This is a genomic window from Pseudomonas asuensis (assembly GCF_014646755.1).
GTDB classification, from domain to species: Bacteria; Pseudomonadota; Gammaproteobacteria; order Pseudomonadales; family Pseudomonadaceae; genus Chryseomonas; species Chryseomonas asuensis.
The window spans coordinates 418,415-441,729 of the sequence record NZ_BMNW01000005.1; the positions used below are offsets into that span (position 1 = coordinate 418,415).

19 protein-coding genes are annotated in these 23,315 nt (G+C 54.4%); 11 read left to right on the forward strand and 8 right to left on the reverse strand.

Annotated features, from left to right (window positions below; all coding sequences use genetic code 11):
- Positions 1-548 precede the first annotated feature (548 nt).
- Positions 549-1,337, forward strand: coding sequence for a nucleotidyltransferase domain-containing protein (locus tag IEX86_RS13815; RefSeq protein ID WP_188866702.1), 789 nt, complete (start codon positions 549-551; stop codon positions 1,335-1,337).
- A gap of 115 nt (positions 1,338-1,452) precedes the next feature.
- On the opposite strand, the gene IEX86_RS13820 is transcribed toward IEX86_RS13815, so the two are convergent.
- Both IEX86_RS13820 and IEX86_RS13825 read right to left on the reverse strand, forming a co-directional pair.
- Positions 1,453-2,283, reverse strand: a complete 831-nt coding sequence (locus IEX86_RS13820) for an alpha/beta hydrolase (protein ID WP_188866703.1) — start codon at positions 2,281-2,283, stop codon at positions 1,453-1,455.
- A gap of 49 nt (positions 2,284-2,332) precedes the next feature.
- Positions 2,333-4,894 carry an autotransporter family protein gene (locus IEX86_RS13825; RefSeq protein WP_188866704.1) on the reverse strand — a complete coding sequence of 854 codons (2,562 nt, stop codon included), beginning with the start codon at positions 4,892-4,894 and terminating at the stop codon, positions 2,333-2,335.
- A gap of 531 nt (positions 4,895-5,425) precedes the next feature.
- On the opposite strand from IEX86_RS13825, the gene IEX86_RS13830 reads away from it, so the two are divergent.
- Positions 5,426-5,593 (forward strand): site-specific integrase, encoded by a 168-nt coding sequence (locus IEX86_RS13830; RefSeq protein WP_188866705.1) that lies wholly within the window; start codon positions 5,426-5,428, stop codon positions 5,591-5,593.
- A gap of 364 nt (positions 5,594-5,957) precedes the next feature.
- On the opposite strand, the gene IEX86_RS13835 is transcribed toward IEX86_RS13830, so the two are convergent.
- Complete coding sequence (locus IEX86_RS13835; RefSeq protein WP_188866706.1) at positions 5,958-6,272, reverse strand: hypothetical protein; 315 nt, start codon at positions 6,270-6,272, stop codon at positions 5,958-5,960.
- A gap of 254 nt (positions 6,273-6,526) precedes the next feature.
- Here IEX86_RS13835 and IEX86_RS13840 point away from each other — a divergent pair, with 254 nt between their 5' ends.
- The 3 genes from IEX86_RS13840 (at position 6,527) to IEX86_RS13850 (ending at position 9,167) form a co-directional block, all read left to right on the forward strand.
- The gene (locus IEX86_RS13840) at positions 6,527-6,892 is read left to right on the forward strand and encodes an HdeA/HdeB family chaperone (protein WP_188866707.1); all 366 of its coding nucleotides are present in this window, start codon (positions 6,527-6,529) and stop codon (positions 6,890-6,892) included.
- 105 nt (positions 6,893-6,997) lie between these two features.
- Positions 6,998-8,473, forward strand: coding sequence for an aminoacyl-histidine dipeptidase (locus tag IEX86_RS13845; RefSeq protein ID WP_188866708.1), 1,476 nt, complete (start codon positions 6,998-7,000; stop codon positions 8,471-8,473).
- A gap of 250 nt (positions 8,474-8,723) precedes the next feature.
- Entirely contained in the window at positions 8,724-9,167 is a 444-nt protein-coding gene (locus IEX86_RS13850) for a globin domain-containing protein (protein ID WP_188866709.1), read from the forward strand.
- A gap of 91 nt (positions 9,168-9,258) precedes the next feature.
- Here the strand turns inward: IEX86_RS13850 and IEX86_RS13855 are convergent, their stop codons facing one another.
- The 5 genes from IEX86_RS13855 to hhe all read right to left on the reverse strand — a co-directional run bounded on the left by IEX86_RS13855 (position 9,259) and on the right by hhe (position 16,978).
- Complete coding sequence (locus IEX86_RS13855) at positions 9,259-9,618, reverse strand: hypothetical protein (protein WP_188866710.1); 360 nt, start codon at positions 9,616-9,618, stop codon at positions 9,259-9,261.
- Between the two features lie 31 nt (positions 9,619-9,649).
- The gene (locus tag IEX86_RS13860) at positions 9,650-10,081 is read right to left on the reverse strand and encodes a roadblock/LC7 domain-containing protein (RefSeq protein ID WP_188866711.1); all 432 of its coding nucleotides are present in this window, start codon (positions 10,079-10,081) and stop codon (positions 9,650-9,652) included.
- Positions 10,082-10,615: a GTP-binding protein gene (locus tag IEX86_RS13865; protein WP_188866712.1), complete on the reverse strand. Its 534-nt coding sequence runs from the start codon at positions 10,613-10,615 to the stop codon at positions 10,082-10,084.
- A gap of 2 nt (positions 10,616-10,617) precedes the next feature.
- On the reverse strand, positions 10,618-11,526 hold the full coding sequence (locus IEX86_RS13870) for a hypothetical protein (protein WP_188866713.1): 909 nt from the start codon (positions 11,524-11,526) through the stop codon (positions 10,618-10,620).
- A gap of 199 nt (positions 11,527-11,725) precedes the next feature.
- Positions 11,726-16,978, reverse strand: coding sequence for a DUF4011 domain-containing anti-phage protein Hhe (hhe, locus tag IEX86_RS13875; RefSeq protein ID WP_229685338.1), 5,253 nt, complete (start codon positions 16,976-16,978; stop codon positions 11,726-11,728).
- 372 nt (positions 16,979-17,350) lie between these two features.
- On the opposite strand from hhe, the gene pqqF reads away from it, so the two are divergent.
- From pqqF to pqqE, 6 genes are all read left to right on the forward strand, one after another.
- Positions 17,351-19,813, forward strand: coding sequence for a pyrroloquinoline quinone biosynthesis protein PqqF (gene pqqF / locus IEX86_RS13880; RefSeq protein WP_188866714.1), 2,463 nt, complete (start codon positions 17,351-17,353; stop codon positions 19,811-19,813).
- A 130-nt stretch (positions 19,814-19,943) separates the two neighbouring features.
- Positions 19,944-20,015 (forward strand): pyrroloquinoline quinone precursor peptide PqqA, encoded by a 72-nt coding sequence (gene pqqA, locus IEX86_RS13885; protein ID WP_003243383.1) that lies wholly within the window; start codon positions 19,944-19,946, stop codon positions 20,013-20,015.
- A gap of 176 nt (positions 20,016-20,191) precedes the next feature.
- On the forward strand, positions 20,192-21,103 hold the full coding sequence (gene pqqB, locus IEX86_RS13890; RefSeq protein ID WP_188866715.1) for a pyrroloquinoline quinone biosynthesis protein PqqB: 912 nt from the start codon (positions 20,192-20,194) through the stop codon (positions 21,101-21,103).
- A gap of 42 nt (positions 21,104-21,145) precedes the next feature.
- Positions 21,146-21,895 carry a pyrroloquinoline-quinone synthase PqqC gene (pqqC, locus tag IEX86_RS13895; protein WP_188866716.1) on the forward strand — a complete coding sequence of 250 codons (750 nt, stop codon included), beginning with the start codon at positions 21,146-21,148 and terminating at the stop codon, positions 21,893-21,895.
- The gene (gene pqqD, locus IEX86_RS13900) at positions 21,892-22,167 is read left to right on the forward strand and encodes a pyrroloquinoline quinone biosynthesis peptide chaperone PqqD (RefSeq protein ID WP_019366410.1); all 276 of its coding nucleotides are present in this window, start codon (positions 21,892-21,894) and stop codon (positions 22,165-22,167) included. The genes pqqC and pqqD overlap by 4 nt, the downstream gene beginning before the upstream one ends.
- A complete protein-coding gene (pqqE, locus tag IEX86_RS13905; RefSeq protein ID WP_188866717.1) occupies positions 22,139-23,299 on the forward strand; it encodes a pyrroloquinoline quinone biosynthesis protein PqqE in 1,161 nt (386 codons plus the stop codon). The genes pqqD and pqqE overlap by 29 nt, the downstream gene beginning before the upstream one ends.
- Positions 23,300-23,315: the final 16 nt, after the last annotated feature.

A 23,315-nucleotide genomic window follows, 5' to 3' on the forward strand; every position in this document is an offset into this window, starting at 1 on the left:
GCATGCTCGGGCTTCATCACATTAGGGGCATATCCACTTAATTAAGCAGACCGCACCTATCACTTAACACCTTAGATCTAGTAAAGAGCTGAAAAACCCTTAAAGCCCCGCCTTGTTCCAACTAGCCCATATCTAAAAGCATCAGACTTGTTTAGAAAGGGCTTCGAGTGCCTGGATTAAAGTAACAATTTAAAATTGTTGCTAACAGCCTATCCATTCTATCTGACAGCAATAAATTCTCCCCTGGAAAAACATTTCACGTTTTAAAAATGGCTTTTGCTAAATCGCTATGTACGCTTACTGCGCAACCTGCGCCGGTTCATACGCCGGTATTTGCCAAGAGGCTTCGTTTTACTTTACCTCAATAGATGAAAGGTACCGGCAACATTTATCCCCCCTCTCGCCTGCTTCATCAGGCATCTTTCCAGTAACCTTTTGTCAGCCTTATCCCACCGTGCTTTCCATTCAACCTTTACACCGGTGTTCATGTTGGATTTGAATGAGTGTTTGCCTGAGGGCAGAGCAAACAATTTGGAAGGACTCAAGCCATGGAAAGCAGTGAACGTCACCCGCTAGAACCCGAAATGCGAGCGCGTGTTCTCCAGGAACTCGAACAATTGGAGCGCGAGCGCAACGTTACCGTCTTGTATGCCTGTGAGTCTGGTAGCCGAGCCTGGGGTTTTGCCTCGCGCGACAGCGATTACGATGTGCGCTTCATCTATGTGGAAAAGCCCAACTGGTTTATGCAGGTTGACGCCCCACGGGATGTCATAGAGCGTCCCTTGAGCGATGAGCTGGACATAAGTGGCTGGGAACTTCGCAAAACCCTTGGTCTTCTACGTAAATCCAACCCAACACTGCTTGAATGGCTCGACTCTCCGCTCGTATACCGTAGTGAGTTGGCAGAGGCACAGCAGCTTAGAATATTAGCCGAAGCGTTTTATAGCCCGCCGGCAGCACGTAACCATTATTTCTCGATGGCCAAGAAGAATTTTCGAGGCTACTTGCAGGACGAAACGGTACGCTTCAAGAAGTACTTCTATGTATTACGGTCATTACTGGCGGTACGTTGGATAGATCAAGGTCTGGGACGTCCACCCATGACGTTTCATGAGCTGTTAAACACTGTGGATGATCAAGCACTGCTTGCAGAAATAGACGAGCTGCTTGCGCTCAAACGCAATGCGGATGAGTCAACATATGGCCCTCGCCGCCCGGCTTTGCATGCCTTTATTGAGGAGCAGCTGGAGCGCCCTGTCCCTGCGTTGAAGCGAACTACAAAAGACAGTCGCCTGCTGGATGACTACCTTCAGGAGGCCGTCTGGCGCCATGCGTAAAAGCGGGCTGCGCTGTTCTCGAATTACCCTCGCAGGCGGCTCACTGGCCGCCTCATTTAAGGCATCGGATACGCTTAACCCACCGGTGTTACTCTGCTTTTGGGATCAGCCGAAGTCATTCAGAAAGCTCCTGACAAGGAAGCGGCTTTCCTTCCCAGGCTCGCCAGGCCGCTTCCCAACCCTCGTTATGATTTGCCTCAACGCTAACAATAGAGATGCAGGTTTGATCCTCAAACTTGCCAGCGAACGCTTTCGACAACTGCCACGGCACAACAGTATCGCGATTACCTACCAAATGCCGCTGCGGAATGCTGCGTAATCGCGCTTTATAACTCAATGGATCAAGTGAGCCAGACATAGGGCTTAACTGGTGCCACTCAGCCCAGGCGACAGGGTCCAGATTGCCCGCCAATGTCTGAATACTCACAACATCGTTACGCTGCCCAGCCAGTAACAGCGCGGCAGCAGCACCGCCTGAATACCCTACCAACTCTAACTTCGTTGCTTGCGTACGCACCTTCAACGCATCCAGCGCCACGCTCATGCTACTGATAACCGCCTGGCTGAACCGTTGGCTCGTCCAGACTGCAGTAGAGCAACTAGTAGACATTATGAACTGGCACGGCCGCGCCAAATAAACTGCGCCACCGGGATCTGACATCGCCAAGCGTGGCATCAACAGCTCATGGGGACTGGGGTCAAGACTAGGTTGGGAGGCGGTAGCCCAGGCATGCCCGTCTCCTTCCAGGTAAACACGCAAAACGGACCTGGGATTGAAGTGTGCAGGCAAGACAGCCTGCAAAGGGAATGCTTGGGTGGGGAGTGTCTCAAGTCGATAACCTGCTTGTTCAGCCAAGCCGCCAAGCTCTTCCCTTGGACTTGTACAACCACCTAGCAGAGCGATAACAAGCGATACGCCCAAAGAGCGGTAAAAAAACGCCAACATGAAACTACCTACCAGGCGGCCCGCCAGATCAGCAGGCCGCCTGTGCTCATTAGAATGCGTAGCGCGCCTTCAAGAGGAAGGTATCAGACTGGTAGCCTGTCTTTGCCGTGTAGTTGTAATTCGCCCCCACACTGATGGCTCCCAGCTGGTAATTAACCCCTACACCAGCCTCATAGGTATCACGAACAGGAGAGGCTCCCGTCGTAACGAAAGGCGTACCACCGAGCAGGAACGATGAAGTACCACTGACACGATCACCAATGAAATCGTGGTAGGCCATCAGTGTGGCTTCAGGTTGAAGGTTGCCTTGCGCCAGCGGGAAATCAGCCGCTACACGCAGACCTGCACCCAGCTCACCCACTTCATAACGTTGTGCATTATTACGCAGCGCTGCTGAAGAGCCCTTTTCACTGTAGCCATCGATTTTGACGTTGCTATAACGCGCGGCCACGCGCGGTTCGAGCAACCACTGCTCGGCAAACGTGTAGGAATAACCTGCAAGCGCATTCAGTCCGAACAGCTCACTGTCATAGCTGCCCTTGGCAACCGTATCGGCGATATAGCGTTTGCCATCGTTATCGTTACGACCATAAGTCAAACTGCCGTCAACGAACCAGTTCTGCCAGTCATAGCTGCCGTACAACGTAAAGGCATTACCCTTCACATCTGTTTTATTACCCGTATCGGACATTACGTTAGAGTTAAGGTAGCTATAGGCAACACCTACCGTTGTACGCTCATTTAGCTTACCGTCAGCCCCAACAGCAATGCCGGAACTGTTAGCCGAATAACCTGCAACGCCATCACGCTGATCCTGATCGGACGTATTGCTCAAGCCTTGAACCCAAACGCCTGCCTCGGTCAGCACATCTCCGGACGAAAGCCCCGAACGCATACCCCTGACTCGACTGCTAATAGCGCTATTGACCAAGTTCTGGCCTGCAACCGCCGCCTGGATAGAGCCACGGTTAACCTCCGGGCTCAACCGCTCAGCCAGACGTGCCAGCGCCTCTTCGGACCCTGCATTGGCAAATGCCTTAAACACTGAATCACTTGCTGTTAATCCGCCGATAGTGTTGTTCTTGAAGTTATTGACCGCGTCACGCGCGTTCTGCGATGCGCCTACATTAGCCAGATCAGCGTCGACCTGCTGATCTTCCTTCAGGCTGACCACTGCGTTAACGGTCTGGGCGTCCGTCGCGTAACTGTTCACATTTAGTAGAGAGGACGCGCTGGCAACACGTAGCCCGCTATCCTGTACCTGCCCTGCCTTCACCAGCGTGTACTGCGTGCCCGAAGCACTTGGCGTGAAGTCCTGCGGCTTTGCACTTAAGGTAATGCTCGAATCCGATGCAAACGCCGCTCTACCATTGACGGTTAAGTACGCTGCGCTGGGATCAACCGCATTGGAAAGACGCATATCGATAGCGCCGCCAGAGGCAACCTGCAAATCGCCGTTAATCAACGAACCTGCCTGCTCAAGATTCAAAGAGCCGCCCGATATAATATCGACACGCGGCGCAGCGATAGTCCCGCCACTGTACTGAGCGTTGCCCAAGACATTAACAGCAGCCATATCCAGCACATCGCCGTCGATACGTCCACCAGTCCAATTAAGGGTTGCAAGGCTACCGCCATCAATCGCCGTCTGGCCGCCCTTGATCAGGCCGGCGCGCTGGTTGATGGCAAAAGGAGAAAGCTGCTCACCTGTTACTTCAATGGCAGTACCGTCGGCCTCAACAAGACCGGTATTGACAATGCCTTGTTCAAGCGGAGTATTGTTTGCAAAGGTAGTCCCTTTGAACACAATACCTTTAGAGTTTTCTCCCGCCGCTCGGATAGTTCCACTGTTGGAAAAGGACTCGATCTGCCCATCGTACAGAACAACCGCAAAGGATTGATCGCCGATGGCTTCCATAGTGCCTTGGTTTTCTATGCGAAGCGGTGATGTGGGAGCTTCAATATCAAAGGCATTAGCGGAATAACCTTGGGCACGAATGAGGCCTGTATTGATGAGCTTGCCGCCAATGCTTACAGGCGTATCGCTTTCGCGGTCAAGAATAAGCCCTGTTGCATAAGGCGTTCGAACATCGATTGTTCCGCTATTAACAAAGTCTTTTCCAATAGTAGTACCGTGTAGGTAAATACCCTCGGCCTCGCTGTTATCAGAAGCAGCTGTAATAAGTATATTGCCGGCATTGATGATCGAACCGGAAACCATGGCTTTACCGATTTCGATACCTTCAGCATATTCAACATTGCTTAACGTAATATTGCCTTTATTAATCAAATCTCCCGCAATGACTGAACCCGCAACAGAAGGATCGAAAGGATCCATTGTGATTCCACTGCTTCTGGTAAGACGCGAGAAAAAATAGTCCCCCTGAGAAATTAGAGAGCCCTGGATAGTTGCACCCGTGAACTCAACGCCCATTTTATCGGTGCTACTCTGTTGATTACGCTGCCCCGTTAAATTAAGCGATTCTGTAACGGTCTCGCTGTTCCACAGCCGATACCCATTACCCAGATCATATTCGAGCGCATGCGCTTGAACAGCCATAGCGGAAATGACTGTTGCCAGTAAGCTGCGACGAAATAAAGTCCTGTTCATAACTACATCCTGATGAAATGATTAGGTATTAAAAAAGCTCAGCCACAGATCAATGTAGCCATACAAGCGTAAGGAAAAATAAAAAGTGAGGTAAACCAGAGGCAAAACTGAAGGGCAAGTGCTTAAAACTGCTTGAATAAGAGTACGCAGGGCTTCCATCAAAACTAGGCAGGCTATAAGCGGCGGGAGGCATGAGGCTGGATATTTTGGCTGCATTCAAACTCCTGACCCCTCCATGGCATACAAGCATCCTAAAGCTATTTTCATCCGTGAAATTTTCCGGCGCCGTTGTATTTATTCAGATACATCTCGGCATTTTATGCAGAAACTTGAGGCAGATTTACCTGGCCTGGACAAGCGGTTCTATTCATGGAGCGGAACAGCCTTGCTGGCATTTATAGAAAAGACAACAGCATGTCATGCTCACCGATCGGCACCGCATTAAGCTGGCTCTCAAGGGTCAACTGCCTCAAGACATTGCCCATACCATAATAAGAAGACGTACGTTAGTGATAGAGATCGAGACGCCGATTGGCAACACACCTTCCGAGCCACGGCATTACCGTGCACCTGAAAAATGGCGGCACGTTGGAGAATGCCGCGGCCATGGCCAATCATTCCTCGACCTGGACCACGCAACTCTATAACCAGCGGTGGGACGATATTAGTCTCGATGAGGCCGAGCGGATCCGGCCGTAATATCTTTCCTAAGCAGGCTATACAGCCGTGCCTGAGTATATAGAAAGCTGTACTGCTTCTGATAAACCGGTAGTGGCTCGATAGGTAGCCATGCCCCTGGAACATAGGGTGTATCCGGCATTATTTGATATCCGTGATATCAGGCCGTTTTGGCGTGGATAACGGCGTATGCAGACACAAGGTTATCCATATAGTTACTTTTATGCTTTAAAAGGAATTTGTTAAATTATAGAATTTATATCCATTATATTATTACACGCATGCAAATCCTTTGTAATGAATTTAACTTCCATTTATTGAGAAAATGCCGCACTTAGAAAAATTAACGACGTCACAAAAGCAAATTTTATAAAAACCACCCCCCTCAATTTAAAAAAGCTGAGTACCTAAGCTTTAGCTTTAATAAACAGTTTAAAACCATATCTTTTTCATCATTAAATTCTTTTACATATGTTAATGCAGCCACTTCCAAAGCTCTTACAAACTCAGAGACAGAAATTGAAGAGCTTTCAACATCACCTATAAAGAAGGACACTTCATTAAATTTTGATGGCTCATCCCAGTCTTGATCAAGTAGATAAAAGAGGCCTTCTCTAACATTAAAACCAACCCCCCTCGACGCATCGCTTAAAAAGCCAGTAAACCTTGTTTTTCTTTCAACGATAGCTGATGAAAGCAAGTAAAAAAATCTCCATAAAATACGCCCCAACAATTCAGCTCAGACTCAACTTTCTCTAGCCAAGTAAAACTCATAAATTATTCCTTTCTTCAACCCGATGACGAATAGCGGAACTTATACAAACCGTTTTATCCGAAAAACAGCTGCCATCTCAACAAAGCCATGACTGCTATGGCAAAAACTAAGCATAGTGTTGATCCTCTCCAGGTATCGCCCTATAAAGGTACGTTACGCTTTCACCCACGAGGACGACCATGAAACGAATGACAGGGATAGCCATGACGCTGGTACTAGTAAGCAGCCTGGCGCAAGGTGCGTTTGCCGCCGATGGGGATGAGCCCATCAAGGCGCTAGGTATTGGCTCCAAGACCTGCCGTGACTTGCTCAGTACCTGGAGCGCTGATAAGCCGTATGCCAGTGAGTGGGTGTCAGGTTATTTCACCTTCTTCAATGAGTCCACTCGCAGTGGGATCAAGAATATTTCAGAAGGGATGGACGACGGCCTGCGCATGCAGTGGATCAGTGATTATTGCCGCAAACGTCCGATCGATACGCTTCAGGATGCAACCGAAGCATTGGGCAAGGAGCTGGTGGATTATCGTCAGCGTATGAATCAGTAAACGTTATATTCATCGAGCGCTCTAGCGGGCGCTTTATGGGTAAATTTACTTGACTCCCCAGCAGCATCAGCCGACGCTCAGTGTTTTCCGTTTTCTGGAGCCACCATGTCGGCCTCTCTTGAGCATCTTGCCCCGGCTGCAGTTTTTCGTCATTTCGCAGCGCTTTCCGCTATTCCTCGCCCCTCTTTTCATGAACAGGCAGTTGCCGATCATTTAATGGCATTTGCCGAACGCCACGGCTTGCACGCTGAGCGCGATGCCTTGGATAACGTCATCATCCGTAAGCCGGGCAGTGCCGGTTACGAAGATGCGCCTGTGACGATTCTGCAAGGCCATACCGACATGGTGTGCGAGAAGAACGAGGGCAACCCCATCGACTTCAACCGTGACCCTATCTCGCTACGCATTGAGGGCGATTTACTCAAAGCCGATGGGACTACCCTGGGTGCAGATAACGGCATTGCCGTAGCGTTCATGCTGGCGCTGCTGGAAAGTCATGACCTCCCACATCCACCACTGGAAGCCATCTTCACCTCTCAGGAAGAGGTGGGCCTTAGAGGCGCCTCGAAACTGGACACGTCCAACCTGAAGGGTCGCCTGTTCCTCAATATCGACAGCGAGGAGGAAGGTCTGCTGTTTACCAGCTGCTCAGGTGGCAACCGCAGCGACATGCGCCTTCCTATCCAATGGACTGACGTGCCAGCAGGAACCAGGGCTATCAAACTGCATGTCCGTGGTCTCAAAGGTGGTCACTCGGGCCTGGATATCCATACGCCACGCGGCAACGCCATCTTGCTGCTCGGTCGTATCCTGAGTGATCTCCTGGCCAAGCATGATGTTCGCATTGCACACATACAAGGCGGCTCAGGCAAAAGCAATGCGATTCCGCGGCGTGCAGAAGTCATTTTGCTAATTCAGCCGACCATTCTGGATGCCTTCGACGCAACGCTGAAAACATGGTACGAGCGCCTCTCGCAGGAGTATGTGACGGCTGATCCTGGCCTTGAACTGGCAGTGGAAGCCGCACGCATGCCGGAGCGCTGCTTTGCGCAGGCCACTGCAACAGCACTGAGCGAAGCTCTGATGCTGATGCCTCAAGGTGTTCAACGTATGAGCCCGGATATTGCTGGCCTTGTGGAAACCTCTACCAACCTGGGTACGCTGGATATCGTAGGCGACGAGATCAGCTTTGGCAGCGCCAGCCGTAGCTCGCAGCCCTCACAAATGGAAGCGACCGTTGCCAAGCTCGAAGCACTGGCGCGGGTGATCGGCGCGCGCTTTGAGCTGCATGATGGCTACCCAGCCTGGCCCTTCCGCCCCGAATCTCCATTAAGAGATCTGTTCATTGAACGGTTTACTGCCCAGTATGGCCGCGCACCTGAAGTCGCAGGCATTCACGCCGGCCTTGAGTGCGGAGTATTCAGTGCCAAACTGCAGGATGTGGACATGATCTCCTTCGGGCCGGACATCCGTAATGCCCACTCACCAGACGAATGCCTGAGCATTTCGTCAACCGAGCGCACCTGGACGCTTTTCCTGGATCTGGTGGCGCACCTCAAGCCTGGGTTCAAGGCACCCTAAGGCCCATTGATCCTGACCGCTCGTCATGGTGTCTGGCCCATTGCAGGCACCATGACATACATCAATATCGCCTCCTGACAACTTCATTAGGCTGCACCCATCGATTTGAGCATTTGCAGCAGCACCGCTGCGGTGGTCTATGCTTCAGGCAGCTCTCGCCCTCCGTCGGAAGGTGCTGCTATCGATAACACTAGCCTGATGACAACAGTGCCGCCTTGCGCAGCGGCATGAGAACGCTGTAGGAAGCCTTATGAGCCAGTCTCTATCACCTGAAACCATTGCCATCATCAAGTCGACTGCCCCTGTCATTCAAGAGCATGGCGTTGCTATTACGACTCGCATGTACGAACGCCTATTCGTCGATCCGGATATAAAAGCGCTGTTCGATGAAGCCGCTCACAAGTCAGGTGAACAGCCCAGACGACTAGCGGCAGCCATCCTGGCTTTTGCCAAGAACGTGGATAATCTGGATGCTATCCAAGGCGCAGTTGACAAGATTTGCGCCCGCCACGTAGCAACGCATGTCAAAGCGGAACATTACCCTGCTGTTGCCAATGCCTTGTTGCCAGCCATTAAGGATGTATTAGGCGATGCGGCAACTGACGAGATCCTGAACTCCTGGGGCGAAGCCTATTGGTTCCTGGCGGATGTCATGATCAATCGTGAGAAAACGCTGTACGGCGAGGCGCACTGAAACAAAATGGGCCGATCAGTAAAGCCGACAGCCCATTGATAAAGCCAGGCGGCTACGGCATATCGCCCACCCGCCTGATGCTTTCGAATCCTCAGACTTCCAGTATGCCTTCTACAGCCTGCAGCTTGCGGCGAGCAAGTGCCAGGTTGGCTCGGCTGCGGTCCAGCACGTAGTACACGAACAGATCATTGGAGTTGCTCAGTGGGCGAATCAGATGGTACTGCTTGGTCAGCGTGATGAGTATGTCTTCGATCGAGTCATCCAGCCCCAGCATCTTCATGGTCTTGTATTTGGCGCGTATGACTTCAGTATTACCACCTGCAGCCAGCTCCAAATCGACGCCTGATCCTACCGAGCCCAGCAGCATGCCACTGGAGTGGTCCACAAGCGCAGCCGCCAATGCGCCATCAAGGTTTAGCAGCTCGCTCAGGCTTTGTTCAATGTTTGCCATGGTGTCACATTCCTTTGAAAGGTCAGGAGAGTTATTCGATCTTGCTTTCAACCCAGGCATGCAGGGCTGTGCTTAAGTCTTTTGCGGCTTGCTTGATTGCCCACAACGCATGTCCATACGTTGCGCCTGCATCAACCACCATCAGGATCACTAGCGCCCGCTTGGGCATCGCTACGTGACGGCACAAGATCAGGCCTTGCTGGCACTCCAGTACGGTGCCCTCCAACTGCCCCGTCGCCAGCTCCTTGGTGAGTGTCTGACTCAACCCATTAAGCGCGGCAGCCATAGCCGTTGCCCGTCGGGCACCTTGGGGTGTGGTTTCTACCATGGCGATGGGAAAGCCATCTGCAGTGGAGACTACGGCCACACGCATGTCTGATAGCGTTTCCTGTAATTGCAGGAGATGCTGCTGGCAAAGTTCCTTCAAACCGGAGGGCTGAGTCACGGAGGGTTCGTTGAACATTTAGCGCTCCAGTATTTCGTTCAATTCAGCGTTGGCGATCAACGTCTCGATCAACAACAGTACGTTTTGCTTGTGTCGCACATCGGTGGCATATACCGGCAGCGCCAGACCTTTCGCTTTGAGATGGGCCTGATAGACCCCAATGTCCTGGCTGTTCTGCACGCGCCCTACCCCTACAACCAGCGCACCGCATGACACCAACGCGGCGAAGGCTTCCAGAAAATGATCCAGCTGGGCAACGGCATCGGGATGACTATGGTCGAGCAGTAGCACCGCACCAAGCGCTCCTTCAGCCAGGATCGGCCACATGAAATCGAAACGGTCCTGTCCTGGCATGCCATACAGCAGGACAGAGCTGTCTTCATCCAGGTAGATCTCGCCGTAGTCCAGCGCTACCGTTGTGGTGGCCTTGTCGCTTTGTGCACGATCAAGGTTGTCGGCCTCGGTCGTGATCGGTTCGCTGTCACTGACCGCCGTAATGGCGGTGGTCTTACCCGCCCCCATAGGGCCAATGAACAGAATCTTGGAAATCATCTTCACGTCCTTTTGTAACCCAGGCCTAGCTTTCGCCGCAGGCGAGCCAGTAGGGATTCCGGCGCAGGCAGTTTGCTTTCAATTCGTGGCGGTCTAGTACTTTGCTTGACCGTCAGCCCAAGCTCGCAAAGCTCGCAGGCATGCAGAAATGCAGCCACCAGCTCAACACGCAGCCCCGTCAGTTCGACCCCATCGGCTAATGTTGCTGGCTGCCGGCCATAGAGCGCTGCCAGACGGAGCATCCAGGGTGCCGTTTCCCACGTACCAAACAATGGCCATGTTGCGATACCAAACTGCTGTTGGCTGATATGCCACTGCCTGGACTTGATAGCCTCCTCGCGCAGGGCTAGCGACCAGATCACTGCCTTGAGCGAATACGGCTCAAGCGCTGCCTCTTGGTCCGCCAGCGGGTGATGTCCCTCTACAAAACGTACAGACGCACCGTCAATTGAGGCCAGCCGCTCAATCAGCTCATCAAAGCTGCTTACTGTCGTCCTGAACTCATCTTTTGCCTGAAACGCTTGCGCCACCATGCCGGCTACGTCCAACCATTGATCCTGACGAATCCGGGCTAGTCGATGAGCCAATGACAAGGTGGGCAAAGGCGTGGCGGCGCGAGCGGGCCACTCAAGTTCAATGGCCATTAACAGATCGATAAGACCAAATAGTCGTATCGGCCACTCAATCAGATGATATCTGCCACTCTTGCCCGCCTTAGTACTGGCCAGAGCAATTATCCCTGGCATATCGGAAGGCGGCTGCCCCTGAACCAAGGTAACATCAGCCGAGCGGTAATCATCTACAAGAACCCATTCACAGGCTGTACGGCCGCGAAGCATCTTTAACTGCTTGGAAAGTATTTCCTGATCATGCTTTGACAAACCATGTGAAGCGAGGCGTAACGTATCCATATAAAGTCGCCTATCAACGTAAGCTCATATTAAATAAATGATGTCACGTTGACACTACCGCTCAACTCCCTGTTTTCGCCTTGCATCACAACTTATATAATCTGCACAAGATTTATATAGATATCGCGATAAATATTATCGCTTAAAGTCTACTTTAGGCTGCTAGAAAAAGGACCCTTCATCGAAGGGTCCTAACTACTCACGCTTGACTAGGCCTGTCACTCTGGGCGGCAGCCTCGATGACCGGCTTGCCAGACGGTGCCACTTCCGCTGCCGGATGCTCCGCTACGGTTCTTAGCCGATCCAGCTCATGAATGATCGGGTCCAGCTGTGTGCGTGGATTACGGAACCAGTCCACCGACCAGATCCGCCGAATCCTCCAGCCTAACTGCTCTAGAACGCTCTGACGCAACCGATCACGATCACGTGCTGATTTGGCCGAATGGTACGCCGCTCCATCACACTCGATTCCCATCAGATAGCGCCCCGGCTGTTCAGGGTCGCGCACGGCAAGATCGATGAAGAAACCTGCCACACCAACCTGGGGTTCACAGGTATAACCATGACGGGACAAGGCATCCATGACGGCAATTTCAAAGTCGCTATCCGGTGCACGTGCAGTTTCTTCTACATGCGGCAGATAACCCGTCTCGGCAAATTGCAGGAAGTTGCGCAGCGCATGCACACCACGACTCGATGTGCCTGTCACCAGCACATCTGACGCGGTGAATGAGGTAAAGATGTGCATACGCTTCTTGGAACGGGTGAACAAGACATTCAACCGGCGCCACCCCGAATCGCTGTTGATTGGGCCAAAGCGTTGGGGCACCTTACCGCCCGCCTCCATGGGGCCATAGGTAAAGGAGATAAAGATGACATCTCGCTCATCCCCCTGCACATTTTCCAGGTTCTTGATGAACAGTGGCTCGGCCAGTCCGGCATTACGCTCCCAGGCAAGCTGGAGCTCCGGGTTCTGCTTGGCACGCAGCTCCAGTAGGCGCTCAATCTGATCGGCCTGTTTGACGTTCATTGCAACGACACCCAAGGACTCCTGAGGGCGATTTAGCAGATGATGCTCAATTGCAGCGACAACCGCCTCGGCTTCTTCTACGTTACGTTGCTCGACGAAGCGGCCGTTGCCGATACGTCCGAACTTGATACCAAATTCAGGCGACTCCCGATGCGGCGAGGGATAAACCACAAGATTCCCGTCGTAGAAGGCCGCGTTGGAAAAGGCGATAAGACTTTCGTGTCGCGAACGATAGTGCCAGCGCAGACGGCGTAGTCGGAACAGCGGCATGGCTGCATCCAGAATGCTTTCAGAGTCCTGAGCCAGAGACAGATCTTCATCTTCAGCATCGTCTCCCGTTCCCTGGCGCGCAAAGAAGTTGGTGGGCGGCAGCTGTTTTGGATCGCCGACGACCACGAGCTGGCGACCGCGGGCAATGCTGCCCAAGGACTCCTCGGGACGCATCTGCGAGGCTTCGTCCATTACCACCAGATCAAACTCTACCTCGCCAGCGGGCAGGTACTGTGCTACCGCCATTGGACTCATCATGAAGCAGGGCTTGAGTGCCTGTAGTGCCTGGACTGCGCGCTGCATGAGCGTACGAATTGGCTGATGACTACGTTGTTTACTAGCTTCATGTTCCAACAAGGCCAGTTCGGTGCGCTCTTTCACCTTGCCGGAGTTATTACCAGCGGGCACGTCGATCTGGTCGATGTCGTAGGCGACTTCTTCTCGCTGAATCTGCTTGAGCGCCTGATCGATCTCGGCAAAGCGAGCACGTATAGCCTCCTGCTCCTTGCCGGAAAACTGCCCAAGTGAGGGGTTACTCTCAAGAATCTGACACGCCCAGAGGTCCAGCAAACCCAGCAGGCAACCGTCGGCGCAACGATCGGCTTCCAGGCGCTGCCGCTCAATGGCTACCACCGTGGACTCAAAGCCAAGATCAACCAGTCGACTGCGCAACCGGCGGTATTCAAACCAATGGTCCAGCAGGTCTTCTCGCTCACGCGCGCGGGTCAGACGCTCCTGCAATGCTTCGAAAGTCTGCTCCGTAAGAACTTGCCACCACTCCTCAGGCTCGATTTCTCCCTTTACCAAAAAGGCATCCAGCCGGTCCTCCCAGGCGGCCATGGCTTGCTGAATCACAGCGGCCTGTCCCTGCCATTGGCGGATCATAGCTTCAGCGCTATCAGCATCCTGTTTAGCAAGGTGAGCCGTTAGATCACGGCCAACAGGCAGCGCCAGCAGGGGTTTGGCAAGCTCGACCGTGTGCCGCCAGGCATTGAGCGTGGCACGTGCACTTGAAGCCTGCTCCAGCGTTGGCAATTCGCGGCCCGCCAGTGCAGCGGTGAGCTGCTCGTCCTGACGCAGCTGCGAAGCACTTTGCTGCCAGGCCTCAAGGGTTTTGATTCGTGCCTGCAGCCCACCAAGCGTTGGATTCTGCTCCCGAACATGGGGCAGCATCGCTTTGAGCGCACCGCCAATACTCTTGAGCAGACGTACCAGTACACCATCAGCAGTCAGCAGTGGTTGTGTACGTAGATCATGCGCATCAAAGGTAAACAGGGTTTCGAGGTCCTGTATCAGGTCCTCTACCTCCCCTAGATAGGCCAGAAGTGTGTCAGCCTCGTCACGTAACGTAGCGATGTCGGCTGTATCGGCCTTGGTCAGGTAATCCGCGATCCACACCTTGGCACCAAAGCCACGTCCGCATGTTTCACGTACCTGACGATACCAGGCGCGCAGGCGCAGGAGATCATCTACGTCTGTATCAAGCCCCTTGAACAGTGGCCCCAGCTTTTGCGCATAGCCTGCATTGTGTTCAAGTGCTGTGCTTTCGCGCTGAAACTCGATGGCTCCTGCCAACGCATCGATACCTTCACCCAGTTTCACACCGGGTCGGACCAGGGTGAGCAGCTCGGCCTTGGCCGCTCGCCACTCACCCTTGAACCAGCGCAGCAGGGACGAGTCGGACAGCACACGGTGCAGGTCTTCCAGACGCTGACTATCCGGAAGGCGGTTGAATGAGAATACTTTTGACAGATGCTCACGCTGGCGGCGCAACTCTGGCAGCTGGTCAGATAGCTTGGACAGCAGAATATCGAGCGCCTCGTCCTCATAGCTTCGCTGACGCGCCTCCACCAGTTCAGGAGGCAGTGCCTGTGCCAGCATCAGCACTGTGCTCAAGTGCTCTAATCCCTCCCGGTCGCTTATCCACTCGCCAGCGGTCCCTTGCTCCTGCAGATGCTGCACAACGGCATTCACCTGGGTAGCCGCCTGCATCAGGTCGCGGGTTCGTTTCATGAGATCCAGCGCCCGCGACAGGTCCAGCTCCCCTTCTGTATGCAGTCGTAATGCGGCACAGGCCCGGTTAAGTAATTGACAGGTCTCGGCAGAGCGTATGGCATCTGGTTTGAAGCTGCGCGCCAGGGTTTCCTGCCCTTTGAGCAAGCTATCGAACCGGTCTAGCCAATCGCCGAGGGCCGCACAGGATGATTCATCCAACAGCGGCAATAGCGCCCAGTCTTCGTCACCTTGCGGAAGCTTTAATACGGGAAGCCGCTCAGCCAAATCAGCCAGCGTCTGAGGCGTGAAGTGCGAGAGTGCTGGGGCCCCCATCAGCTCGGCCAATGGCGTCCTGAGCGACGCAAACTGTGCAAGTGCTTCTTGAGCATGCTCCAGCGAAGCCATGAGGTTTTCTCGCTCAGGGCCCGTCAATCGGGTAAGACGGCAGCCAAACCAGGGATGGGTTTCCAGTCGGCCCGGCTCCCCTGCCTCCTGTGCGGTTTTGCGGTAATAAGTGGCGTAGAAGTTGGCCTGCTCCTCCAGCTGCACACGCGAGATAGGCAGGTCATAGACAGGATGGAGTTCGGACGGTGCCAAGGGCGAGCTTTCACGCAGGCGCGTAGCCTGCATGAGGATCTGATGCGCCGTCATGCCGGTCTGCTCATAAGGGGCATGCAGCTGCTCGACGTAGCGGTTGAGCTGCCGCTTCAGACGCTCATAGTGCTCTATCTGGGCCTGCCGCTCCTTGGGTGATCGAAAGGTGCCTCGCCTTTGGATTCGCTGCCGAATACTAGAAATCACCGCCTGCTTCTGGCTCTTGTGGCTATGCAGCTCCAGACAGAAATCACCGAGTCCTGCCCGCTCCAGACGGTTCTTGACCACCTCCAAAGCCGCGCGCTTTTCCGCAACAAACAGCACTTTCTTACCCTGTGCCATGGCCGCTGCTATCATATTGGTGATGGTCTGGGACTTGCCGGTACCCGGCGGGCCTTCGATGACCAGATTTTCACCTCGGACCACATCCACCAGCGCACTGTGCTGGGAGCTGTCCGCATCATCGATCAGCGGATAACGCTCGTGTACCTCGGGCAATTCATCAATCGCGTATTCAGCGCTGAATCCACTCTCTGTGGCGGGCTCTCTTTCTTCAGCCGAGGCGCCTGTCAAACGTCGCACCAATGGATGCGTTCCCAGCTGCCCCTCGCTCCAGCGCGCTGAGTCAAGGTCCAGGTACATCATCAGCTTGCCAAACTCGAACAAACCGAGCGAGGCAAAACGACGTACCTGCCAGGTAGGCTTGGCTCTCAGAATCGTATCCTGTACCAGTCGGAAGTACGCCTCGGGGGTCAACTCTTCAGTAATAGAAGGCAAGGCAATGCCGAAGTCCAGTTGCAGCTTTTCCCTGAGCGACAGGTTGGTCAGGATGTCTTCACCGGTGTACTGAATACGATATTCAAAGGTCGCGGTATCTGCGTTGAGCCTGCCCTTTTCCAGCTGTACCGGCACCAGCATGAGCGGTGCCAGGCGCGTGCTGTTGCTGCCTGCGACGGACTCGTCCCACTCCAGAAAGCCGATGGCCAAATACAGGATATTCGCCCCGCTTTCCTCCAGGGCTATCCGCGACTGGGCATGCAGGATCTGCAAGCGCGCCTCAAGCTCAGGGGGGAAATAGAGACTCTGGATAGACTCATCCGAATGCTTGCGCTCTCGCACCTCTTCCAGAGCAGAAGACTCTTCAACAAGAGCCTCCTCACCCTCCTGCAGTGGTGAGCTGCCATTGGCGACAGGTCTCTCGGTAAGCGTCGGCATGGGTAGCTCGTAGCTGGAGGCCATACCCAATACAGCAGCCCACTCTTCGGCGGTAGGCAGCCTCTTTGCTTCACGCACTTGCCCTGTGCAAGGGTCCTTTTCCAGAAAGCCATGCTGGAGCAGCAACTTTTCAGTGGGCTCCGGCACGGCCGCAAAACGCATCGAGCGCTCCGACAACAACACTTCGAACAGCTGGTCTGGCAATTCATCGATCACGCGAACGAACCGCTTGCTTCGCGCATGGGAGAAATTGAGCAACCGGTTACGGGCGCTCAGATCGAGCAGACGGCTTCGCAGCCGCTCGAGGTTGGAGAGATGGCTGACGGATGAGCCGGTAGTGTCGTCCACGAACAACGTCCTCAAACAGCAGACCGACAGCCAGGCTGCCGGTATTTAAATCAACGGTCATCAATAGATACGCCAGTCTGTCGGTGAAAAGATGAAGGACAGAAAACACTGGCTGTAATGGCGAATGCCCTACAGTGTGCGCGTAAAAGCGCCTTGACCCGCAATGTATCGATACACATCGGATACTGTACATAAGTACACCTGAAAAGCACGCGATATCCAGAAAAGTTCTGTCCAAAGCATGGCAATTCTTTGAGCCATGGCCCGAAGTGGTGCTATCCGTGTAGCCTAACGGCTCTTTTCTGCCCGCAGCGAAGCGGCAGAGCGGCTGTAACATGCCATCTGCATATAGGCGATGCGATAACGACTGCCATGAATAATCCTTCTGCTACCAGCCTTGAATCCTTTCGTCTTCCCAACGGCCTGACCGTCATTCTGGCGCATGTGCCGCGGCTCAAACGCACCTCAGCCGCTATTCGAATTGCGGCGGGAAGTCATGATGTGGATCGTGCATGGCCCGGGCTGGCGCATTTTCTTGAGCACCTCCTGTTTCTCGGTACAGACACTTACCCCGCCGATGAGGGCCTGATGCCCTACGTGCAGCGCCACGCTGGACAGGTCAATGCCAGCACAGGAGATCGCCTTACAGATTTCTTTTTTGAGGTGCCGCCTGTTGCATTGGAAGGTGGGCTCATCCGGCTATGTGACATGCTTGCTCACCCGCATTTTGCACTTGAGGGCCAGCGGCGCGAGCGAGAGGTGATCCACGCCGAGTTCATTGCGTGGTCTCGGGATATTCGTACACATCGCCTGGCCTGGATGATGCACCCACTGTCCCGCCACCATCCGGCAAGGGCCTTCCATGCGGGCAACCGCTACAGCCTGCTCGTGCCCAACACGCGTTTTCAGACGGCCTTGAAAGCGTTTCATGCGCGCTTTTATCAGGCTGGCCAGATGACGCTTGCGCTGGTCGGGCCGCAGCCTCTGGATGAGCTACGCCAGCTGGCAGTCCTTCATGGCAGTCAATTCAATACTGGGGAGCATGTCCAGCAAACACCTCCCCCTGCGCTCCTTCCAGCGGAAACTGTCAAACCGATCCCTCTGCCGGACGCAAATACGCTCGGGTTGATGTTTGCATTGGAAAGCCTACCCGCTGAAAGCAGCGAAGCGATTGATTGCCTGTCCCACTGGATGCATGCCGAGCATGACGGCGGACTGATAGACAGACTGCGAAAGAAAGGATGGATCAAGACGCTTAAACTGGAAACTCTCTACCGCTTCGAGCAACAGGCTGTACTTGCTGTCGAGATAGCGTTGACCGAGGCCGGAGCTAAAGAAGCGTCACAGGTCGCGCGCGCATTCTTTGATTGGCTTGCCTTTCTCAAGCGCCAGCCTGATTGGACTGAGCTACAGGAGGAATACACACGGCTCGCTCAACAAGCACGCGCCATTAGCGGCGCACTGGCATTATCTCGGTCCCTTCTTGAGCATGGACTAACCTCCCCTGGTCTTTCTGACGCTGGCGTAATCGCATTGCAGCACCTGCTCAGCCAATTAAGACCTGAACACAACCTGCTGCCTATTCCAGATGCACCCGAGCATAACGCGGAGCCTGTGCTGGACTGGAGGCTTCCTCCGCTCAATCCGTTTCTGACGCCTGCGCTGACCAAAGTCGGAAAAACGCCTGTTTCGCTACCCGCTCTGGTTAGCAGCCAAGCTCTTTCTCCTGATCATGGTGAAGGCGCGCTGTATATCTGTTGGCGCTTTCCAGAGCCGGTTGCCTATCAACCTGCTCTCATCCGCACGCTCAACCATGCCTTACGAGTCATCACTGATCAGGCACGCCAGGCAGGTGTGGATGTTTCACTCAGTACACTTGGGCAGCATTGGCAGCTCAGGATCACGGGGTTAAGCAACCCGATTCCAGCCGTGCTTGATGCGCTCATTCCTTTGCTGCACACCCCAGGCCATGACGTCTGGCGGGCCTTCAGTCAACCACCGCCAGCGCCGAATAGCATGCCGATCAGGCAGCTTATGAGCCGGTTTGATGATCTTGTGGCCGAGCCGCCCTATACCGCAGCGGATCAGGCAGGCCAGAGCGTAGAAGGGCCCGCCCTGCTCGCCAGTCTCTGGTCTACGGCACAATGGCATGGCCTAGCCATTGGCTTTTCAGACGCCACACTTGATCAACTCCGCCACTGCATGCTCAACCTTCCCGGCACAACTACACCGCCCACTTCAACGCTGGAGAGCCGTGCAGGCCACTGGTGGCATACCGTTACCGGACACTCGGCTGAGCATGCTGTTCTGCTGGCCTGTCCGGCACCAGCGCATGACATCCATCAGGAGGCAGCGTGGCGATTTATCGGTCACGTTGTACAGCCACGTTTTTATCAGCGCATGCGTGTGGAGCTGCAACTGGGCTATGCGGTCTTTTCAAGCATCCGCCAGGTGGCGGGGCGATCAACACTGGTATTTGGCATCCAGTCGCCATCTGTAACGACTGCCGGCATCCTGGGTCATCTTGAGGAATTTCTTGCCCTACTGCCGTCTGAGGCCGCCGCGCTCACCCAAGAGCAGTTCACTCAACAGCAGCGGGCCCTTGCTGATCAATTTTTAGCCAGCGCTCTCGATTCCCGTCATCTGAGTGAGGCGTTATGGAGTGCGCATCTAGGGGGTTATTCCCTGACCTATCTTGATGATTTGCGCGAGGCGATTCTGGCCTTGCAGCCGGACGATATCCAACATGCCCTGCAAGCCTTGCGTAGCGCCTATCACGGCTGGACCTGTTTAGCCAACCACGTCTCGACAGAAACACATTGGCTAACCCTGTAACTGTGCGCCACACAATATGAGAGTAAACTAGCTTAAGTGCGTTTCAGGATGTGTTTATTCTGAACGTATGCAAGGTATTTTGTACTAATTAAGTCGGATCTTTCCGATATCACCTTGAGGGGTATTCATTATGTGGACTAAACCTGCTTATACCGATCTACGCATTGGCTTCGAAGTCACCATGTACTTCGCTAACCGTTGATTGCGTAATCCAGCGCCCCGGTTATCCGGGGCGCTCCTTTTCTAGCCACCTTAGAAGTTGGTCATGCCTATCGCGAGGCTCGTCCACCATAACTGGACTGCCAACGGGCGCTTGCGCTGCCATTCCCCTCGCCTCTCGTGACAAGTTCTAAGTTGGCTGCACTTCATAGATAAATCATGTATATCCAAATTCTTGGCTCCGCTGCAGGCGGCGGCTTTCCCCAGTGGAACTGCAATTGTCCCAACTGCCGTGGCGTTCGTGATGGTAGCCTTCGCGCGCAACCTCGTACCCAGTCATCCATTGCCCTTTCTGACGATGGTGTGAATTGGGTCCTGTGTAATGCTTCACCTGATATCCGCGCTCAGCTACAGAGCTTTGCGCCAATGCAGCCGGGCCGTGCGCTACGCGACACCGGTATCGGTGCGATCATTCTGCTCGACAGCCAGATCGACCATACAACAGGTCTGCTCAGCCTGCGTGAGGGCTGCCCCCATGAGGTCTGGTGTACTGACATGGTTCATCAGGATCTGACGACCGGCTTCCCGTTGTTCAACATGCTGGAACACTGGAACGGCGGCCTGCGCTGGAACCGTATCGAGCTGGAAGGCAGCTTTGTTGTCCCGGCCTGCCCGAACCTGCGCTTCACCCCTCTGCCGCTGCGCAGCGCCGCGCCACCCTATTCGCCCCACCGCTTCGATCCGCATCCGGGTGACAACATCGGCCTGATCGTCGAAGACCTGCGCACCGGCGGCAAACTGTTCTATGCGCCCGGCCTGGGTCAGGTGGACAATGCCCTGCTGGCCAAAATGGCCGAAGCGGATTGTTTGCTGGTCGATGGCACTCTGTGGGAAGACGATGAGATGCAGCGCCGTGGCGTAGGCACACGTACCGGTCGTGAGATGGGCCATCTGGCTCAGAACGGTCCTGGCGGGATGCTTGAGGTGCTCGACCAGCTTACCTCGCCACGTAAAGTGCTTATTCACATCAACAACACCAACCCGATCCTGGATGAAGACTCGACCGAACGCGCAGAAGTTGAGCGGCACGGTGTAGAAGTCGCGTGGGATGGCATGAGCATTGAGTTGTGATTAACGCTCACCCGGTCCTTTTATCTATCGAGGAGGCTAAACATGCCGCAAGCCCTCACTCCTGAAGAATTCGAACAAGCCCTGCGCGCCAAAGGCGCGTACTACCATATCCACCACCCGTACCATGTAGCCATGTACGAAGGCCGCGCGACCCGTGAGCAGATTCAGGGCTGGGTTGCCAATCGCTTCTACTATCAGGTGAACATTCCCCTGAAAGATGCCGCGATCATGGCGAATTGCCCGGACCGCGAGATCCGTCGTGACTGGGTTCAACGCATTCTCGATCATGACGGCGCACCTGGCACAGAGGGTGGTATCGAAGCCTGGCTCCGTCTGGCCGAGGCAACGGGGCTTGATCGCGAGCAGGTGTTATCTCAGGAGCTGGTTCTTCCGGGCGTACGCTTTGCAGTAGATGCCTACGTCAATTTTGCCCGCCGTGCCTCTTGGCAGGAAGCAGCCAGCAGTTCGCTGACCGAACTGTTTGCCCCACAGATCCATCAATCGCGCCTGGATAGCTGGCCCCAACACTATCCCTGGATCGATCCGGCCGGTTATGAGTACTTTCGCACACGCCTTGGTCAGGCACGCCGCGATGTGGAGCATGGCCTGCACATTACCCTACAGCACTACACCACCTATGATGCCCAGCAGCGCATGCTTGAAATCCTGCAATTCAAGCTCGATATCCTCTGGAGCATGCTGGACGCCATGAGCATGGCCTACGAGCTGAAGCGGCCGCCTTATCACACCGTTACTGACCAGCGCGTCTGGCATAAAGGAATTCAACTATGAGCTTTGACCGTACTCAGGTGCCGCGCTGGCGCCCTGGCTATCGTTTTCAGTTCGAACCCGCACAGAACGGCTTCGTACTGCTCTATCCGGAAGGGATGATCAAGCTGAATGAAAGCGCTGGCGCTATTGGCGAACTCATCGACGGCCAGCGTGACGTGGCCGCCATCATTGATGCGTTGAACGAACGCTTCCCAGGCGTCCCGGAACTCGGCGACGACGTGGAGCAGTTCATGGAGGTTGCTCGTGCAGAGCACTGGATCCAACTCAGCTAACTTGCCTGAGAAGCCTGCGGTAGGGCTGCCCTTGTGGCTCCTTGCAGAACTGACCTACCGCTGCCCCTTGCAGTGCCCCTACTGCTCCAATCCCCTGGACTTTGCGGCCCAGGGTAAAGAACTGACTACTGAGCAGTGGTTTACCGTCATGCAACAAGCCCGGCAGATGGGCGCGGCGCAACTGGGCTTTTCCGGCGGCGAACCCCTGGTACGCCAGGATCTGGCCGAGTTGATCGGCGAAGCCCGCAGGCTGGGTTACTACACCAACCTGATCACCTCTGGCATAGGCCTGACCGAACAGAAGATCGCTACGTTTCGTGATGCCGGGCTTGATCATATCCAGATAAGCTTTCAGGCCAGCGACGAAGAGGTGAACAACCTGCTCGCCGGTTCCAAAAAGGCCTTTGCCCAAAAACTGGAGATGGCCCGCGCGGTAAAAGCCCATGGCTATCCCATGGTGCTCAACTTTGTTACGCATCGGCATAATATCGATAAGATCGACCGCATTATCGAGCTGTGTATCGCCCTGGAAGCGGATTTTGTCGAGCTTGCGACGTGCCAGTTCTATGGCTGGGCGCAGCTTAACCGGGCCGGTCTGCTACCCACTAAAGAACAACTGGTACGCGCCGAACGCATCACCAATGAATATCGCGCCAAGCTCGAAGCTGAAGGCCATCCCTGCAAGCTGATCTTTGTTACGCCGGACTATTATGAAGAACGTCCCAAGGCCTGCATGAACGGCTGGGGTAGTATCTTCCTCACCGTCACGCCGGATGGCACCGCACTGCCCTGCCACGGCGCTCGCCAGCTGCCGATCCAGTTTCCGAATGTGAAGGATCATAGCCTTCAGCACATCTGGTATGACTCCTTTGGCTTCAATCATTTCCGCGGTTACGACTGGATGCCTGAACCCTGCCGTAGCTGCGATGAAAAGGAAAAGGATTTTGGAGGTTGCCGCTGTCAGGCCTTCATGCTGACCGGTGATGCCGCCAATGCTGATCCAGTGTGCAGCAAATCCCCTCATCACGACGTGATCCTCAACGCCCGTACCGAAGCGGAGCATGCCACTCAAACCATTGAGCAGCTAAGCTTTCGCAATGAGCGGAACTCTAAGCTTATCGCCAAAGCCTGAGTCCTACACAGCAACG

Bases quoted from the DNA above. Each gene is read 5' to 3' on its own strand.
- IEX86_RS13815 (WP_188866702.1), top strand. From the start codon at position 549: ATGGAAAGCAGTGAACGTCACCCGCTAGAACCCGAAATGCGAGCGCGT.
- IEX86_RS13820 (WP_188866703.1), bottom strand. From the start codon at position 2,283: ATGTTGGCGTTTTTTTACCGCTCTTTGGGCGTATCGCTTGTTATCGCT.
- IEX86_RS13825 (WP_188866704.1), bottom strand. From the start codon at position 4,894: ATGAACAGGACTTTATTTCGTCGCAGCTTACTGGCAACAGTCATTTCC.
- IEX86_RS13840 (WP_188866707.1), top strand. From the start codon at position 6,527: ATGAAACGAATGACAGGGATAGCCATGACGCTGGTACTAGTAAGCAGC.
- IEX86_RS13845 (WP_188866708.1), top strand. From the start codon at position 6,998: ATGTCGGCCTCTCTTGAGCATCTTGCCCCGGCTGCAGTTTTTCGTCAT.
- IEX86_RS13850 (WP_188866709.1), top strand. From the start codon at position 8,724: ATGAGCCAGTCTCTATCACCTGAAACCATTGCCATCATCAAGTCGACT.
- IEX86_RS13855 (WP_188866710.1), bottom strand. From the start codon at position 9,618: ATGGCAAACATTGAACAAAGCCTGAGCGAGCTGCTAAACCTTGATGGC.
- IEX86_RS13860 (WP_188866711.1), bottom strand. From the start codon at position 10,081: ATGTTCAACGAACCCTCCGTGACTCAGCCCTCCGGTTTGAAGGAACTT.
- IEX86_RS13865 (WP_188866712.1), bottom strand. From the start codon at position 10,615: ATGATTTCCAAGATTCTGTTCATTGGCCCTATGGGGGCGGGTAAGACC.
- IEX86_RS13870 (WP_188866713.1), bottom strand. From the start codon at position 11,526: ATGGATACGTTACGCCTCGCTTCACATGGTTTGTCAAAGCATGATCAG.
- pqqF (WP_188866714.1), top strand. From the start codon at position 17,351: ATGAATAATCCTTCTGCTACCAGCCTTGAATCCTTTCGTCTTCCCAAC.
- pqqB (WP_188866715.1), top strand. From the start codon at position 20,192: ATGTATATCCAAATTCTTGGCTCCGCTGCAGGCGGCGGCTTTCCCCAG.
- pqqC (WP_188866716.1), top strand. From the start codon at position 21,146: ATGCCGCAAGCCCTCACTCCTGAAGAATTCGAACAAGCCCTGCGCGCC.
- pqqD (WP_019366410.1), top strand. From the start codon at position 21,892: ATGAGCTTTGACCGTACTCAGGTGCCGCGCTGGCGCCCTGGCTATCGT.